This is a genomic window from Acuticoccus kandeliae (assembly GCF_003073115.1).
Genome location: NZ_QBBV01000003.1, coordinates 692,820 through 709,515, shown reverse-complemented (window position 1 = coordinate 709,515; position 16,696 = coordinate 692,820). Strand labels below are relative to the sequence as shown.

General features: G+C 67.7%; 14 protein-coding genes. 7 read left to right on the top strand and 7 right to left on the bottom strand.

Features of this window, described 5'->3' with window-relative positions:
* Nucleotides 1–6: 6 nt before the first annotated feature.
* From DBV35_RS22550 to DBV35_RS22525, 6 genes are all read right to left on the bottom strand, one after another.
* Nucleotides 7–981 carry an RluA family pseudouridine synthase gene (locus DBV35_RS22550; protein ID WP_108662610.1) on the bottom strand — a complete coding sequence of 325 codons (975 nt, stop codon included), beginning with the start codon at nucleotides 979–981 and terminating at the stop codon, nucleotides 7–9.
* Nucleotides 978–1,349, bottom strand: coding sequence for a fluoride efflux transporter CrcB (gene crcB, locus DBV35_RS22545; RefSeq protein ID WP_211100027.1), 372 nt, complete (start codon nucleotides 1,347–1,349; stop codon nucleotides 978–980). The genes DBV35_RS22550 and crcB overlap by 4 nt, the downstream gene beginning before the upstream one ends.
* Nucleotides 1,346–2,140: a sterol desaturase family protein gene (locus tag DBV35_RS22540; protein WP_108662608.1), complete on the bottom strand. Its 795-nt coding sequence runs from the start codon at nucleotides 2,138–2,140 to the stop codon at nucleotides 1,346–1,348. The genes crcB and DBV35_RS22540 overlap by 4 nt, the downstream gene beginning before the upstream one ends.
* Entirely contained in the window at nucleotides 2,137–3,501 is a 1,365-nt protein-coding gene (locus DBV35_RS22535; protein ID WP_108662607.1) for a replication-associated recombination protein A, read from the bottom strand. The genes DBV35_RS22540 and DBV35_RS22535 overlap by 4 nt, the downstream gene beginning before the upstream one ends.
* Before the next feature lies 1 nt (nucleotide 3,502).
* Nucleotides 3,503–4,873 carry a Do family serine endopeptidase gene (locus DBV35_RS22530; protein ID WP_205648803.1) on the bottom strand — a complete coding sequence of 457 codons (1,371 nt, stop codon included), beginning with the start codon at nucleotides 4,871–4,873 and terminating at the stop codon, nucleotides 3,503–3,505.
* A 228-nt stretch (nucleotides 4,874–5,101) separates the two neighbouring features.
* Nucleotides 5,102–5,353: a hypothetical protein gene (locus tag DBV35_RS22525; protein WP_108662605.1), complete on the bottom strand. Its 252-nt coding sequence runs from the start codon at nucleotides 5,351–5,353 to the stop codon at nucleotides 5,102–5,104.
* 246 nt (nucleotides 5,354–5,599) lie between these two features.
* Here DBV35_RS22525 and topA point away from each other — a divergent pair, with 246 nt between their 5' ends.
* The 6 genes from topA (at nucleotide 5,600) to DBV35_RS22495 (ending at nucleotide 14,841) form a co-directional block, all read left to right on the top strand.
* A complete protein-coding gene (topA, locus tag DBV35_RS22520; RefSeq protein WP_108662604.1) occupies nucleotides 5,600–8,287 on the top strand; it encodes a type I DNA topoisomerase in 2,688 nt (895 codons plus the stop codon).
* 164 nt (nucleotides 8,288–8,451) lie between these two features.
* Nucleotides 8,452–9,255, top strand: coding sequence for a sulfotransferase domain-containing protein (locus DBV35_RS22515; protein WP_157961909.1), 804 nt, complete (start codon nucleotides 8,452–8,454; stop codon nucleotides 9,253–9,255).
* 135 nt (nucleotides 9,256–9,390) lie between these two features.
* On the top strand, nucleotides 9,391–10,668 hold the full coding sequence (locus DBV35_RS22510) for a cytochrome b/b6 domain-containing protein (RefSeq protein WP_170135011.1): 1,278 nt from the start codon (nucleotides 9,391–9,393) through the stop codon (nucleotides 10,666–10,668).
* Between the two features lie 190 nt (nucleotides 10,669–10,858).
* Entirely contained in the window at nucleotides 10,859–12,775 is a 1,917-nt protein-coding gene (gene dnaK, locus DBV35_RS22505; RefSeq protein WP_108662601.1) for a molecular chaperone DnaK, read from the top strand.
* Nucleotides 12,776–12,858: 83 nt separating this feature from the next.
* A complete protein-coding gene (gene dnaJ, locus DBV35_RS22500) occupies nucleotides 12,859–13,995 on the top strand; it encodes a molecular chaperone DnaJ (protein ID WP_108662600.1) in 1,137 nt (378 codons plus the stop codon).
* Nucleotides 13,996–14,043: 48 nt separating this feature from the next.
* On the top strand, nucleotides 14,044–14,841 hold the full coding sequence (locus tag DBV35_RS22495) for a class I SAM-dependent methyltransferase (protein ID WP_342752397.1): 798 nt from the start codon (nucleotides 14,044–14,046) through the stop codon (nucleotides 14,839–14,841).
* A 52-nt stretch (nucleotides 14,842–14,893) separates the two neighbouring features.
* Here DBV35_RS22495 and DBV35_RS22490 read toward each other — a convergent pair whose 3' ends face one another.
* On the bottom strand, nucleotides 14,894–15,916 hold the full coding sequence (locus DBV35_RS22490) for a cation diffusion facilitator family transporter (RefSeq protein ID WP_108662599.1): 1,023 nt from the start codon (nucleotides 15,914–15,916) through the stop codon (nucleotides 14,894–14,896).
* A 169-nt stretch (nucleotides 15,917–16,085) separates the two neighbouring features.
* Here DBV35_RS22490 and hslV point away from each other — a divergent pair, with 169 nt between their 5' ends.
* Nucleotides 16,086–16,640, top strand: coding sequence for an ATP-dependent protease subunit HslV (hslV, locus tag DBV35_RS22485; protein ID WP_108662598.1), 555 nt, complete (start codon nucleotides 16,086–16,088; stop codon nucleotides 16,638–16,640).
* Nucleotides 16,641–16,696 lie beyond the last annotated feature (56 nt).

The window sequence follows — 16,696 nt, the reverse complement described above, 5'->3', positions numbered from 1 at the left end:
CTTGCCTCAGTTCTCGGACTCGGAGAGGCCGAGGACGTTGAGGCTCTGGCGGAAATGCTGGGAGACGGGCGCTGTCACGTCGAGCCGCCCGCCCAACGGGTGCGGGAGCTGGATCCTGCGCGCATGAAGGTGCAGGCGGTTCTGGATGCCGCCCGGCAGCGCCCAATTCTCGATGTTGAAATATTTGCTGTCGCCGATCATGGGCGTGCCCATGTGCGCGGCGTGGACGCGGAGCTGGTGCGTGCGCCCGGTGATGGGCGACATCTTCAGGAGCGAGAGCTGGCCGGACTGGTCGAGCGTCTCGTAGTCGCTGATCGCGCGCTGCGTCTCTTTCGTCTTCTGCTTGAAGACGCGCATCTTCTCCCCGTCCTCCGGGTCGCGCGCGAGCCAGGTGGCGATGCGCCCCTCGGGCGGCACCGGATGGCCGCGCACCAAGGCGAGATATTCCTTGTGCGCGTCCCGCCCCTTGAACATTTCGGCGAGGTGGGCGGCCGAGGCGCGCGTCAGCGCCACGACGAGCACGCCGGTCGTGTCCCGGTCGAGCCGGTGGACGAGGCGCGGCTTGCGGCCCTTGCGGTCGCGCCAGGCCTCCAGCATCCCGTCGATGTGGCGCGAGAGGCCGGAGCCGCCCTGCACGGCGAGCCCATAGGGCTTGTTGAGGACGACGAGCGCATCGTCGCGGTGGATCACCATCGCGTCGAGCGCGGCGGCGTCCCCCTCCGCGCGCGGCGGAGCGACGGTCTCGGCAACGCTCATCGGCGGCAGGCGTACGCTCTGGCCGGCCTCGAGCCGCGTCTCGAGCTTGGCGCGCGAGCCGTCGACCCGGACCTGCCCGGTGCGCACCACCTTGGAGAGCGCGCCGAAAGGCACGTCCGGGAATTGCTGGCGCAGCCACCGGTCGAGCCGCATCCCGGCATCGTCGTCCGCCACGACGACGTGGCTGACGGCCGGCTTCGGGCCCGCGAGATCGGGCGCGCTCATGAGGAGGTCCGCGTGACGGCGACGCCGAGCGCGGCGCCCCCGATCGCGAGCACGACCGACAGCCCGATATAGAGGACGGCGCGGCCGACGCGCCCCTCCTCGACCATGCGCACCACCTCCAGCGAGAAGGTGGAGAAGGTCGTGAACCCGCCCAGAAAGCCTGACATCAGGGCCGCCTTGACCATCGGCGTCGCCCACATGGACGAGCCGATCCAACCAATGAAAAAACCGCCGACCACGTTGACGAACAACGTGCCCGCGGGGAAGGCCGGCGAGAGCGCCATGCCGGCGACGCCGATCCAGAACCGGGCGAGCGCGCCCATCGCCCCGCCTGCCGCAACGAGAAGGCTCGCCGTGACCGGGCTCACGTGGCCGCGGCTTGGGTGCCGTCCTCGCCCGCGTCCGCCTTCGTCGCCTTCCGGCTGTTCGCCGCCGTCCAGTGGGCGACGCCGGTGTCATATTCCTTGTCGATCGTGCCCATCGCCCGATCCCAGAACGAGAAGAAGTTCGCGAAGTTCGTCTTGAACTTCGAATGGTGCTGGTCGTGGAAGAGCGTGCAGACCATCGGCGAGGGAATGCGCGTGAGGTCCGAGGCCGCGAACTCGAACCCGCAATGGCCGATCATGCCGTTGAAATGGTCGTAGAGGCGGTGCGCGATCAGCACGACCGCGGGGATCGGCAGGATCAGCGGAGCCCAGAGATAGTAGCTCTGCATCACGAACGCATCGACGAGATCGTCCGAGTAGTTCGACCACACGGTCGGCGCGACGGAGCGGTGATGGAAGGCGTGGAACTTGTAGAGCGGGCCCCAGTGCATCGCCCGATGGGCCCAGTAGAACCAGGTGTCGAACGCGAAGATCGACACGATGAACATCAGCGGCACCGACCACCAGGACAGTTCCAGCGGCGGGAAGAGCACCCAGCCCTTGTATTGCATGAAGAGACCGGCCGCGAGGCAGAAGCAGGTCGCCGTCAGCGACTTCGCGCTCTGACGGATCTCCTTCCACTTCCGTTTCTCGCCATAGCGGCCCTTCTGGATCCGGCGCTCGGGCGATTTGTGGATGAACCACTGAAGCAGCGCGCCGAAGCCGATATAGAGCCCGAAGGTGACGACATAGACCGCCGCCCACAACGCGAGAAACTCGACGATTGCGGTCATCTCTCCTCCTCATCCGGATTCGCGGGCCGCGCCTTGCGCTCGCGGTGCGACGCCTCTGCCCTCGCCCGTTCTGCACGCCGTTCGCTCAAGAATGCAAGCCGCGCTTTGAAGTCGCGCTCTTTGCCACGTTCGGTGGGCTGGTAGAAGGCCTGCGCTTCGAGCCCGTCCGGGAAGTAGGCCTGGCCGGAGACGGCGTCCGGGGTGTCGTGGTCATACTCGTAGCCGGAGGAGTAGCCCTCGTCGCGCATCAGGCGCGTCGGAGCGTTCAGGATGTGCTTGGGCGGCGGGAGGGACGGCGTGTCCTTCACGAAGCGCCTGGCGCCCTTGAAGGCCGCGTAGAGGGCGTTCGATTTCGGCGCGAGGGCGAGATAGACCGTGATCTGCGCGAGGCCGAGCTCGCCCTCGGGCGTGCCGAGAAACTCGTAGCTGTCGCGCGCCGCGATCGCGAGCGTGAGGGCGTGCGGATCGGCAAGGCCGATGTCCTCCGTCGCCATGCGCACGAGGCGGCGGGCGAGGAACATCGGGTCTTCGCCCGCCTCCAGCATCCGCATCAGATAATAGAGCGCGGCGTCGGGATCGGAGCCGCGGACGGCCTTGTGAAGGGCCGAGATGAGGTTGTAGTGGCCGTCCCGATCCTTGTCGTAGGACGGGGCGCGGCGCTGGAGGATCTCCTGCACGGCGTCGGCGTCGAGCGTCTCGCCGGGGGCGGCGACGCGGTAGACCTCCTCGGCGATCGTCAGAATCGAGCGCCCGTCCCCGTCGGCCATGCGGATGAGGCTCTGGCGCCCCTCCTCGGTGACGGGGAGCGGGCCGCGCAGGGCCTCGGCACGCGTCAGAAGCTCGCCGAGCGCGTCGGCCTCCAGCGGGCGGAAGGTCAGGACCTGCGCGCGGGAGAGGAGCGCGCCGTTCAGCTCGAAGGACGGGTTCTCCGTCGTCGCGCCGATGAGGGTGATCGTGCCGTCCTCCATCACCGGAAGAAAGGCGTCCTGCTGGCTGCGGTTGAAGCGGTGGATCTCGTCGACGAAGAGGAGCGTGCCGCGGCCGATGGCGCGGGCCTGGCGCGCCCGGTCGAACACCTTCTTGAGGTCCGCGACGCCCGTGAAGATCGCCGAGACCTGCACGAATTCGAGCTTCACGTGGGCGGCGAGGAGGCGGGCGAGCGTCGTCTTGCCGGTGCCGGGCGGCCCCCAGAAGATCAGCGAGCCGATGTGATCGCCGCGCAGGATGCGGGTGAGCCGCCCGTCCGGGCCGAGGAGGTGCGGCTGGCCCACGATGTCGGCGAGCCGCTCGGGCCGCAATTCGTCGGCGAGGGGACGCGGGGCGGATTTCTCCAGCCCGGCCGCGGCGAAGAGGTTCGACATCTCAGCCTCCGAGAACGAGGCTGAGCTGCTCGCCATCGCGCTCCAGGATGATGTCCCAATAGCGCTCGCGCCGCTTGGTCACCCGTTCGAGCGTCGCCGAATCCTTGATCTGCCAGCCGTTGATCTCGCGGATGATGTCGCCGGGCTTGAGGCCGACCCGGTTCGCGACCGTGCGGTCCTCGACGCGGGCGATGACGACGCCCGACATCGCCATGTCGAGATTGAGCTCGTCCGCGACGGCGGGGGAGAGGTTCATCGCGATGATGCCGGAGAAGGGGGACGGCCCGTCGAGCCGGCGCGCGTCGCGCGGGGTGGATTCGGGCGGCCGTTCGAGCGAGACGTTCATGGTGCGCGCCTCGCCGTCGCGCATGATGCCGACCGCGGCCGAGCCCGTCGTGCCGCGCGTCGCGAAGATGTAGCCGAACGAATCCTCGTCAGAGATCTCGATCCCGTCGATCGCGGTGACGACGTCGGCAACCTTGAGCCCCGCCTTCGCGGCCGGGCTGCCGCCGAGGATCTGGACGACGACCGCGCCGACCGGCCGGTCGAGGCCGAGCTGCTTGGCGAGCTCGCGCGTGACGCTCTCCATGCGCGCGCCGAACCAGGGGCGGCTCACCGTCTTCCCGGCGCGGGCGGAGTCGACAACGATCTTCACCATGTCGACGGGGATCGCGAAGCCGATGCCGTTGGAGCCGCCGGAACGGGTGTAGATGGCCGAGTTGATGCCGACGAGGCGGCCGGCCATGTCGATCAGCGCGCCGCCCGAATTGCCCGGATTGATGGCGGCGTCGGTCTGGATGAAGAAGCGCGAGTCGGAGACGCCGACCTGGGTCCGGGCGAGCGCGGAGACGATCCCCTGCGTCACCGTCTGGCCGACGCCGAACGGGTTGCCGAAGGCGAGCACGAGGTCGCCGACCTGGACGATCGAGGGGTCGCCAAGCTCCACATAGGGAAAGGCGGCGTCCTCGGCCGCCTCGATCTGGAGGACGGCAAGGTCGGTCCGCTCGTCCTTCAAGAGGAGGGCGGCCGGGAATTCGCGGTGATCGTTGAAGGAGACGCGGATCTCCATCGCGTCGCGGATCACGTGCGCGTTGGTGACGACGAGGCCGCTCGGATCGACGATCACGCCGGAGCCGAGCGCGGAGCCCTTCTGGCGCGAGCCCGGCCCGTGGAAGAAGCGCCGCAGGAACGGATCGTCGGGAAAGAGCGCCCGCGCCGCCTCCGGATTGGAGGAGTGGACGCTCACCACCGCCGGCGCCGTCTGGCGCACGATGGGGGCGAAGGTGAGCGCGATCTCGGCGCGCGACTGCGGCACCGCCTCGGCATGGGCGATGTCGGCACAGACGATCGACAAGAGACAAAGAAGCAGCACACGCACGGCCTGCCCCCGCATACACATCAACTGGATGGCCGGGACAATGGGATAGCGGCGTCATCCGAGCAAGCGCCCGCGCATGACAATCGTGTATTTTAACCGCAGGTTCGGGCGACGCCATCCTTCGCGCAGGACGCGATCCCTGCGCGCGGGCCGGCGGGTGGCCGTGTCAGCGTGACGCGTCGCGCGCTTCGCCCGACGCTTGTGGACCGGGCGAGGCGCCCGTCAGTTGCTGTTCGCCGGCTGGCGGGTGCGGAAGCTCGCCCCGCCATCGACCGCGACGGGTGCGGCGTGAAGCAGCGCCTCCTCCCGCGCCACCTCGAGGAGATAGGCGAGGAAGCCGAGGCCGCTCCGGTCCGCGATCGAGGCAAGCTCTGTGCACATCCGCTCGATATAGACGGCGGCGTCCGCCTCCGAGAGCGGCGGCGATGTGTCCCTCAACTCGACGTGTTCCTCGCCGTCCGTGTCTGCGTACATCTGCGCGATCCTGTCTCTGGCCGGTCCATTTCCCATCGCGTGGGGCGCGTGCCAGGCCGTGACGCCCGGGGCGGGATCCACTGTGCGACGCGACCCTGACTTCAACCTTGTCGCGCATAACATATACCATTAGTTGTGTCAGGCACGAGACCAAATCTGCGGTGCAGGACGCTTTTCCGCTCAAGGGTCTTTGCTTTGCGGGGGCCACATCTCTATGTGCGGTCCGGCGGAAGGGGAATCATTCGCATGAACGTCGTCGTTGTTGAATCTCCGGCCAAGGCCAAGACGATCAACAAATATCTAGGCAGCTCCTATCAGGTGATTGCCTCCTACGGTCACGTGCGCGATCTGCCGCCGAAGGACGGGTCCGTCGATCCGGACCATGATTTCGAGATGATCTGGCAGGTCGACGCGAAGGCCCAGAAGCGGCTGAACGATCTGGCGCGCGCGGTGAAGGACGCCGACCGGCTGATCCTCGCCACCGACCCGGATCGTGAGGGCGAGGCCATTTCCTGGCACGTCCTGCAGGTGCTGAAGGAAAAGAAGGCGCTGAAGTCGCAGCCGGTCGAGCGCGTGGTCTTCAACGCGATCACGAAGAAGGCCGTGCTCGACGCCATGGCGGCGCCGCGCGAGATCGAGTCCGACCTCGTCGACGCCTACCGGGCCCGGCGCGCGCTCGACTATCTCGTCGGCTTCAACCTGTCGCCCGTCCTGTGGCGCAAGCTGCCGGGCGCCCGCTCGGCCGGCCGCGTGCAGTCGGTCGCGCTGCGCCTCGTCTGTGACCGCGAGAACGAGATCGAGCGCTTCGTCGCGCAGGAATATTGGTCCGTCATCGCGACGCTGATCACGCCGGCGGGCGATGCCTTCGAGGCGCGCGTCGCGGTCGTCGACGGCAAGCGGCTCGACCGGCTCGGCATCAAGAGCGAGGCCGACGCCAAGCGCATCGTCGACCACCTGATGGCGGCCAACTTCGTCGTCACCTCGGTCGAGGCGAAGCCGCAGAAGCGCAACCCGTCCCCGCCCTTCACCACCTCCACGCTGCAGCAGGAGGCCTCGCGCAAGCTCGGCTTCTCCTCCGCGCGGACCATGCAGGTGGCGCAGAAGCTCTACGAAGGTGTGGATATCGGCGGCGAGACCGTCGGCCTCATCACCTACATGCGAACCGACGGCGTGCAGATGGCGCCGGAGGGGATCGCCTCGATCCGCTCCATCATCGGCAAGCGCTATGGCGAGCCCTACCTGCCGGAGAAGCCGCGCTATTACGCGACGAAGGCGAAGAACGCGCAGGAGGCCCACGAGGCGATCCGCCCGACCGACGTCTTCCGCACCCCGGCCGACGTGAAGCGCTACCTCAACGACGACGAGGCCCGCCTCTACGACCTCGTCTGGAAGCGCGCGGTGTCGAGCCAGATGGAATCGGCCGAGTTCGAGCGCACCGTCGTCGACGTCGACGCCCGCGCCGGCGGCCAGTCGATGGGCCTTCGCGCCAACGGCTCGGTCATGACCTTCGACGGCTTCCTCTCCGTCTACCAGGAGGGCGTCGACGATCCGGAGGGCGACGAGGACGGGCGCCTGCCCAAGATCGCGGCCAACGACGCGCTGACGCGCGAGGCCGTGAAGCCGTCCCAGCACTTCACCGAGCCGCCGCCCCGCTACACTGAGGCGACGCTCATCAAGAAGATGGAAGAGCTCGGCATCGGCCGGCCGTCGACCTACACGGCGACGCTGACGACGCTGCGCGACCGCGATTATGTGACGCTCGACAAAAAGCGCCTCATCCCCGGCTCGAAGGGCCGGATCGTGACCGCGTTCCTGGAGTCGTTCTTCGAGCGCTATGTGGAGTACGGCTTCACCGCGAATCTCGAGGAGAAGCTCGACGCGATCTCCGACGGGCAGATCGACTGGCGCGTGGTCCTGCGCGAATTCTGGGACGATTTCTCCACCCAGATCTCGCAGGTGCTCGAGGTGCGCACCGCCGCCGTGCTCGACGCGCTGAACGAGGACCTCGCCCCCCTCCTCTTCCCCCCGAAGGAGGACGGGTCGGACCCGCGTGTCTGCCCGGTCTGCGGCAGCGGCCAGCTCTCGCTGAAGAACGGCCGCTATGGCGCGTTCATCGGCTGCTCGAACTATCCGGAGTGCAACTTCACCCGCCAGCTCGGCGACGATCCGAACCAGGATCCGGCGGCGGCGGAGGGTCCGGTCGTGCTCGGCGTCCACCCGCAGACGGGGATGGAGGTGTCCCTGCGCACCGGCCGCTTCGGCCCCTATGTGCAGATGGAGGCCGCGGAGGGCGAGAAGCCGAAGCGCTCCTCGCTGCCGCGCGGCTGGACCGCCGAGGAGATCACGCTGGAGCGGGCGGTCAGCCTTCTCGACCTGCCGCGCGAGGTCGGCGCGCATCCGGAGACGGGTGAGCCGATCCAGGCGGGTCTCGGGCGCTACGGTCCGTTCCTCCTCCACCAGGGCAAGTACGCCAAGCTGGAATCGATCGAGGAGGTCTTCGAGATCGGCCTCAACCGGGCGGTGACGCTGATCGCGGAGCGCAAGGAGGGGAAGGGCTTCGGCCGCACCCCGACCGCGCTGAAGTCGCTCGGCGAGCATCCCTCGGGCGGCGAGATCACGGTGCGCGAGGGCCGCTACGGCCCCTACGTGAACCACGGCAAGGTCAATGCGACGCTGCCGAAGGGCACCGATCCGCAGACGATCACGCTGGAGGCGGCCGTCGCCCTCATCGAGGCGAAGGCCGGCAAGGCGCCGAAGGCCCCGGCCCGCAAGGCGAAGGCCGGCGAGACGAAGACCGCCAAGTCCGCCGCGAAGGGCGAGACCAAGGCGAAGACGACGAAGACCGCGAAGCCCAAGGCCGCCACGAAGGCCGGCACCAAGGCCAAGGGCGGCGGCAAGAGCGCGGCCGACACGAGCGCCGGCGGCGGGGACTGACCCGCCCCGACCACCTCCCCCGCCGCCGCGCCGCACCGGCGCGGCGCGCGGATCGATTGCGCGCGGGATCCTTTCCTCGCTAAACGCGATCGCACGACGGGACGGATGCGTGGCGGACGCCGCGCCCCGCCCCGTCGGCGGACGACGCTGGAGTGGACAACACCGTGATACGCAAATTCGTGGCGCTCGACGGCACCGAGTTCGAGGTCGACCTCGCTGAGCCGGGCGCGTTCGAGTCCGTCTACTTCCTGTCGGTCCACAAGGCCGGATCCACCCTCCTCCACCGCATGGTGCGCGACATCTGCGCCGCGGGCGGCCGGCCGCAGATCGAGCTCGAACCCGCGATGTTCCGCCGCGGCGTCGTGCTCGACGACTGCCCGCTCGAGGCGATGCAGCTCCTGGAGCTGAAGGGCTACGTGTTCGGCGGCTTCCGCGCGCCCTGGATGCTCTCCTTCGTGCGCCAGTACCGGACGGCGCGGAAGCTCCTCCTGGTGCGCGACCCGCGCGACATCGCCGTCTCCTATTATTTCTCCATGAGCCGCAGCCACGTGCTGCCGCGCCAGGGAACGGCGCGCGAGGAGATCCTCAAGCTGCGCGAGACGGCGCTGTCCCAGGAGGTCTCGGCCTACGTGATGAAGGGGAAGGTCAACCCGGTCATCAACAACCTGAAGCTCTTCATCGAGCACTCCGAGAATTTCGAGAACATGGAGGTGCTGCGCTACGAGGACGTGATCTTCGACAAGCCCCTCCTCGTCGACAAGATCTGCGACTATTGCGCGGTCGACCTCCCCGCCGAGGAGCGGACGCGGATCGCGGCCAAGCACGACATCCGCCCCGAGCGCGAGAACCCGAACGCGCACGTGCGCCAGGTGACGCCCGGCAACTACAAGACCCACCTCTCCGAGGAGGCGCAGACCTTCCTCACGCGCCGCTATCAGCGCCTGATGACGAAGCTCGGCTACATTTGAGCCGGCGCGCGTGCGGCGTTCTGGCCGACAATCCTCATGGCGTTGTGATCAAGTGGCGCGGCGCTCGCATCTATTTTGGCCGGCGTCGCGGCCCGGCCGGCGACGCTTGACGCCACAATGCAGGATGCCTCGCCCGTGACGACCACCGCTGCCCCGCCCTTCCGCTCCTCCCGCTACACGGCAGGGGCGATCCTCCTCCATTGGGTGATCGCGATCCTCGTGATCCTCCAGATCGCGAGCGGGTACGCGATGGGGAGCCTCATCGCCGAGGGCTCGCCGCTGCAATATGACGTCTTCCAGCTCCACAAGAGCTTCGGGATCAGCGTCCTGGTGCTGACGGTCGCGCGCATCATGTGGCGCCTCTTCAACGCGCCGCCGGCCGAACCGGCATCGGTGAGCCGCCTCGAGGCGTGGGCCGCGCACGCGGTCCACTGGATCTTCTACCTCCTCCTCCTCGTGATCCCGCTGTCGGGCTGGATCCTCATCTCGGTGACGCCGGTCCAGGTGGAGACGATCCTCTATTTCAACGCGCACCTGCCCTGGCCGAACCTGCCCGGCCTCGACGCGCTGGCGCTGGAGGACCGGCGCTCGCTGACCGGGATCATCGACGAGACGCACGAGATCCTCGGCTACGCGATGGGCGCCCTCGTCCTCCTCCACATCGCGGGCGCGCTGAAGCACCAGTTCGCGGACGGGTCCTATCTGCGCCGCATGTCGTTCCTCTCGGGCGGGGACGGGGCGCGCCGCGCCTTCGGCTACGTGCCGACGATCCTCGTCACGCTGCTCTTCGCCGGCGCCATGATCGGCGTCGCGACGCTCGTGCGAGGGGGCGGGAGCGAGAGCGCCGGCGCGACCCCCGCCGCGCCTGCCGCGACGGCTGAAAGCGTGGCGCCAGCGGTGGCCGAGGACGGCGCCGTCACGGCGTGGACGCTGGTGCCTGAGGAGAGCAGCGTCGGCTTCGCCTTCACCTTCCAGGGATCGCCGGTGAACGGCGCGATCGGCGCCTTCACGACCGACATCCGCTTCGATCCGGACAATCTGGAAGGCTCCTCGATCGCCGTCGATCTCGACCTTTCGAGCGCCACGGTTGAGGGCACGGCCGTCACCGCGAGCCAGCTCACCGGCGCGGATGGGTTCGCGGTCGCGACCGACCCCGGCGCGCGCTTCGAGTCGCAGACGATTGCGGCGGCGGCCGACGGTTCCTACCTAGCCGAGGGCACGCTCACCCTGCGCGGGAAGACCGTGCCCGTGACGCTGCCCTTCACGCTCGCCATCGCGGACGGACGGGCGGTCGCGGACGGCACGGTCGAGCTCGATCGGATGGCATTCCAGATCGGCGAGCAGAACGATCCCGGCGGAAGCTGGATCTCGCCGAAGGTGAGCGTTTCGGTTCACGTCACCGCGGTCGAATAGGCCGCGCGCGGTGAAATCCACCGTTGAGGAAGGCGTTCACCGACTTGTGTGCTAGGCCCTTGGCCTTATATCTGCCCTTGGTACGGAGTTTGTCGCACTCCGAATTCTGAAGCCACGCGAACCCGGGGGCCGGTTTCGCGACACACGGGACGCCTTAGGGGTCTCACCGGTCCGCCATGAAGGAGTATCCATGAGCAAAGTCATCGGCATTGACTTGGGCACCACCAATTCGTGCGTCGCGGTGATGGATGGCAAGAACGCCAAAGTCATCGAGAACGCCGAAGGGATGCGCACGACGCCGTCGATGGTCGCGTTCACCGAGGATGGTGAGCGCCTCGTCGGCCAGCCCGCCAAGCGCCAGGCTGTCACCAATCCCGAGAACACCCTGTTCGCCGTGAAGCGCCTGATCGGCCGTCGGTACGACGATCCGACCGCGCAGAAGGACAAGGATCTCGTCCCCTACAAGATCGTGAAGGCCGACAACGGCGACGCCTGGGTCGAGGCGCGCGGCAAGTCCTATTCGCCGAGCCAGATTTCCGCCTTCATCCTCCAGAAGATGAAGGAAACCGCCGAGGCCTATCTCGGTGAGACCGTCACGCAGGCCGTCATCACGGTTCCGGCCTACTTCAACGACTCCCAGCGTCAGGCCACGAAGGACGCGGGCAAGATCGCCGGCCTTGAGGTGCTTCGCATCATCAACGAGCCGACGGCGGCCGCCCTCGCCTACGGTCTCGACAAGAAGGACGGCAAGACCATCGCGGTCTACGACCTCGGCGGCGGCACGTTCGACGTGTCGATCCTCGAGATCGGCGATGGCGTGTTCGAGGTGAAGTCGACGAACGGTGACACGTTCCTCGGCGGTGAGGATTTCGACATCCGCATCCTCGACTATCTCGCCGACGAGTTCAAAAAGGAGCAGGGCATCGACCTGCGCAAGGACAAGCTCGCGCTGCAGCGCCTCAAGGAGGCCGCTGAAAAGGCGAAGATCGAGCTGTCGTCCGCGACGCAGACCGAGGTGAACCTGCCCTTCATCACGGCCGACCAGACCGGTCCGAAGCACCTGACCATGAAGCTCTCCCGCGCCAAGCTCGAGCAGCTTGTCGAGGATCTCGTCGAGCGCACCATGGGCCCGTGCCGCGCGGCCCTGAAGGACGCCGAGCTCTCCGCCGGTCAGATCGACGAGGTCGTCCTCGTCGGCGGCATGACGCGCATGCCGAAGATCCAGGAGAAGGTGAAGGCCTTCTTCGGCAAGGAGCCCCACAAGGGCGTGAACCCGGACGAGGTCGTCGCCATCGGCGCCGCGATCCAGGGCGGCGTGCTCCAGGGTGACGTGAAGGACGTTCTGCTCCTCGACGTGACCCCGCTGTCGCTCGGCATCGAGACGCTCGGCGGTGTCTTCACCCGCCTGATCGACCGCAACACGACGATCCCGACGAAGAAGTCCCAGGTCTTCTCGACGGCTGAGGACTCGCAGTCGGCGGTGACGATCCGCGTGTTCCAGGGCGAGCGCGAGATGGCGGCCGACAACAAGCTGCTCGGCCAGTTCGACCTCGTGGGCATCCCGCCCGCGCCCCGCGGCGTGCCGCAGATCGAGGTGACGTTCGACATCGACGCCAACGGCATCGTGAACGTCTCCGCGAAGGACAAGGGCACGGGCAAGGAGCAGCAGATCCGGATCCAGGCCTCGGGCGGTCTCAGCGACTCCGACATCGAGAACATGGTGAAGGACGCCGAGAGCCACGCCGAGGAAGACAAGCGCCGCCGTGCGCTCGTCGAGGCCCGGAACCAGGCCGAGGCGCTCATCCACTCGACCGAGAAGATGATCTCGGAGAATGGCGACAAGATCGCCGCCTCCGACAAGTCCACGGTCGAGGGCGCGATCGCCGACCTCAAGTCCGCGCTGGAAGGCGAGGACGCGGCCGCGATCGAGCAGCGCACCCAGGCGCTCGCCCAGGCTTCCATGAAGCTCGGCGAGGCCATGTACAACGCCAGCCAGTCTGGCGACGACGGCGCGGGCCCGGACGCCGAGGGCCCCGGTCAGCAGGACGATGTTGTTGACGCGGACTTCGAAGAGGTCCAGGACGACGAGCGCAAGCGCTCGGCGTAATCATCGCCAAGGGCCGTTTGGAACCTCCAGACGGCCCTTTCCACGACATCGCGGCGCTCAGGCGCCACTTATTTTTGAACTCCATGGCATCGACAGAAAAGCGTGATTATTACGAGCTCCTCGGCGTGCCACGCTCGGTGGACGAGAAGAGCCTGAAGTCAGCCTATCGCAAGCTCGCCATGCAGTATCACCCCGACCGCAATCCGGGGGATGCCGAAGCGGAACTCACCTTCAAGGAAGTCACCGAGGCTTACGAGGTTCTGCGGGACCCGCAGAAGCGCGCGGCGTATGACCGGTTCGGACATGCCGGAATCGACGGCCGGGCCGGCCCCGGTTTCGGCAACGACTTCGCGTCGGCCATGTCCGACATCTTCGACGAGTTCTTCGGCGGCGGCGGTGGACGCGGTGGCCGGACCGGCGCGGGCGGACGCCAGCGCGGATCGGACCTGCGATACAATCTCGAAATCTCGTTGGAGGACGCCTTCAACGGCAAGACCGTCGAGATCAAGGTCCCGACATCGGCCACCTGCGAGGTTTGCGAGGGCTCCGGCGCCGAGCCGGGATCGAGCCCCGTCACCTGCCCGACCTGCTCGGGGACGGGCCGCATCCGCGTGGCGCAAGGCTTCTTCACCCTGGAACGGACCTGCGTCTCCTGCCAGGGCCGCGGCACCGTCGTGCGCGACCCCTGCCACAATTGCGGTGGCGCGGGCCGTGTCGCCCAGGAGCGCGACCTCTCGGTCAACATCCCGTCCGGGATCGAGGACGGCACCCGGATCCGCCTCGCGGGCGAGGGCGAGGCCGGCCTCATGGGCGGTCCTTCGGGCGACCTCTACATTTTCCTCTCCATCCGCGCGCACGACTTTTTCCAGCGCGAGGGGTCCGACCTTTATTGCCGCGTTCCGATCTCGATGGCCCGCGCCGCGCTCGGCGGCACGATCGAGGTGCCGTCCATCGACGGCGAGAAGGCGCGCGTGAAGATTCCGGAATCGACCCAGACCGGTCGCCAATTCCGCTTGCGCGGCAAGGGGATGCCCGTCATGCGGTCATCACAAAAGGGCGACATGTACATCCAGGTCGTTGTCGAGACACCGCAGAATCTCACCCGTCGCCAGCGCGAGCTGCTGACCGAGTTCGAGGAATTGTCATCGACGGAGAACCATCCCGAGAGTCATGGGTTCTTCTCTCGTGCTAAAGAGTTCTTTGACAATCTCAGCCAATAGCGTTTTTTGCTTTTGCGCCGGATGACGCGCAGCCTCGGAGCCTAACCCATGATCGATGCAGCCCGCCAACGCGCCAAGGAAATGCAGCTTCGCCTCTCGGCCGAGATCCAGGCGTTGAGACAGAAGCCCGCGTCCGCCGGCGATGACGGGATGCGAACGCGCGAGCTGCGGCTCCTCAGCGAGTTGCGCAACCTCGCAAGCCGCGTCGAGACCGACCTTCGCCCCTCCGACACGACGCGGCAGAAGCTGCGCAAGCTGCAGCTTCGCGTGATCGACGAGGCACGCTTCCTGCGCAACTGGGCGGGCAACCCGCTGAAGACTGGCGCGGTCGCCCCGTCGAGCCAGGAGCTGTCACGGCTGATGGCCCATCATGTCGAGGCCGACCGGCCGGGCGTGATCGTGGAACTCGGACCAGGTACCGGCGCGGTGACGCAGGCTCTGCTCGAGCGCGGCGTGCCGGCCGAACGCCTCGTCCTCATCGAATATTCGCCGGATTTCTGCGAGCTTCTGCGCCAGCGCTTTCCGGGCGCGACCGTCGTCAACGGCAACGCCTATGCGCTCAGCGAGACGATGGCGACCCTCGGCAACCCGCCGATCGCCTCGGTCGTCTCGGGCCTGCCCCTCTTCACGCGGCCGCTGCCGGAGCGTCAGGCGCTCCTGTCGGACGCGATGCGGCTGATGGCGCCGGGCGCGCCCTTCATCCAGTTCTCTTACGCGCTGGTGCCGGCCGTGAAGGACCTCGTGGGCATCACCTGGTCGACCTCGCGCTGGGTGATCGGCAACCTGCCGCCGGCCCGCGTCTGGCTCTACCGCTCCGCCGCCGAGCGCTCGTCCGTCGCCGCCTGAGCCCGTCGCTCGGCCGACGGTGACGCGGGGCCCCTCGCCCCACCCCTCTCCCTCAATGTGACGCCGTCGCCGGCCGCGCCCCGTGGCTGTGCCCCGCCGCGCCATGATCGTGGTCATGGTCCGGGTGGTCGTGCGCGTGGTCGGGATGCGCGCCGCTCGTCTCGCCATGGCCGAACACGGTCCGGTCGCTGCACGGATGGGCCGCGCACTCGAGCTCCAGCGTCGCGTGCTCGATCCCGAACCGCTCGGCCAGCATCGACTTCACCGCCAGCTTGATCGCATCGGCCCGCGACCAGGCGCCCGACTCGATCATGATGTGCGCGTCGAGCGAGGCCTCGTGCTCGTTCATCAACCAGAAATGGGTGTGGTGGACGTCAATCACCCCGTCGACCGCGCGGATCCCGTCGACGACGTCCTCGGAGGCCATGTCGGGCGGGCTGCCGAGCATCAGGATGCGGATCACCCCGCCGATCTCGCTGAAGGCCTGCCACAGGATGTAGCCCGCGATCATCAGCGTCACGAGCGGGTCGACGAGCTGCCATCCGAACAGGATGATCAGCGTGCCCGCGATGATGACGCCGATCGAGCCGAGCGCATCGGCGACATTGTGGAGGAAGGCCGCGCGGATGTTCGCGCTCGACTTCGACATCGAGAAGGTGAGGAGCGCGGTTGCGACGTCGATCACCAGCGCGACGCCGGCGATGATCACGATCATCCACCCGGCCACCGGCTCCGGCTCGAAGAAGCGCATCACCGCCTCGTAGACGAGGTAGAGGCCGATCACGATGAGCGTCGTGTAGTTGATGAGCGCGGCGACCACCTCCGCCCGGCCATAGCCGAAGGTCATGTCGGAGTTGGCGGGGCGGCGGGCGATCTTGCGCGCGCCGAAGGCGATCACCAGCGAGATCGCGTCGGAGAAATTGTGGAGCGCGTCGGCGACGAGGGAGAGCGAGCCGGCGAGGACGCCGCCCACCACCTGCACGACCGTGAGGCCGACATTGACGAGCACCGCGAGGGCGACGCGCCGGTCGCCCGCCTCCGGGTCGACATGGTGGTGATGATGCCCGTGTCCCATAGAGCCTCCAGAAGCGGGGCCGCAGCCTCGTTGCAATCCGACGGTCGGTCTAGCAGCGGCCGCCTCATTCCAACCAGGGCACAAAATGCCCAGGTCCGCGCGGCCATCCCGCCTCGTTGCGCGCCTTTATCCTGCGAACCATATGACTAGCACACGATACAGGTTGAGTATGACAAACACGACAGAAGCGCCGTGGCACGGCACCACGATCCTCACCGTCCGCAAGGGCGGGAAGGTTGTGGTCGCGGGCGACGGCCAGGTTTCCATGGGGCCGACCGTCATCAAGGGCACGGCCCGCAAGGTCCGCACCATCGGCAAGGGTGACGTGATCGCCGGCTTCGCGGGTGCGACGGCCGACGCCTTCACGCTGCTCGAGCGGCTGGAGCGCAAGCTCGAACAATATCCCGGCCAGCTCATGCGCGCCGCCGTGGAGCTCGCGAAGGACTGGCGGACGGATCGCTATCTGCGACATCTCGAAGCGATGATGATCGTCGCGGACAAGACCGAGACGCTGGTCATCACCGGCAATGGCGACGTTCTCCAGCCCGAGCACGGCATCGCCGGCATCGGCTCGGGCGGCATGTACGCCCTTTCGGCCGCCCGTGCGCTCGCCGACACGGACATGAGCGCCGAACAAATCGCGCGCCGCGCGATGGCCATCGCCGCCGAGATCTGCGTCTACACGAACGACCAGCTGATCGTCGAAACGCTCGACGAGGCTTGAGGATCGAGAAGGCCGCGCTTCGGGCGGCATCCGGCGGGGCCCAAGGCACGCTGGAG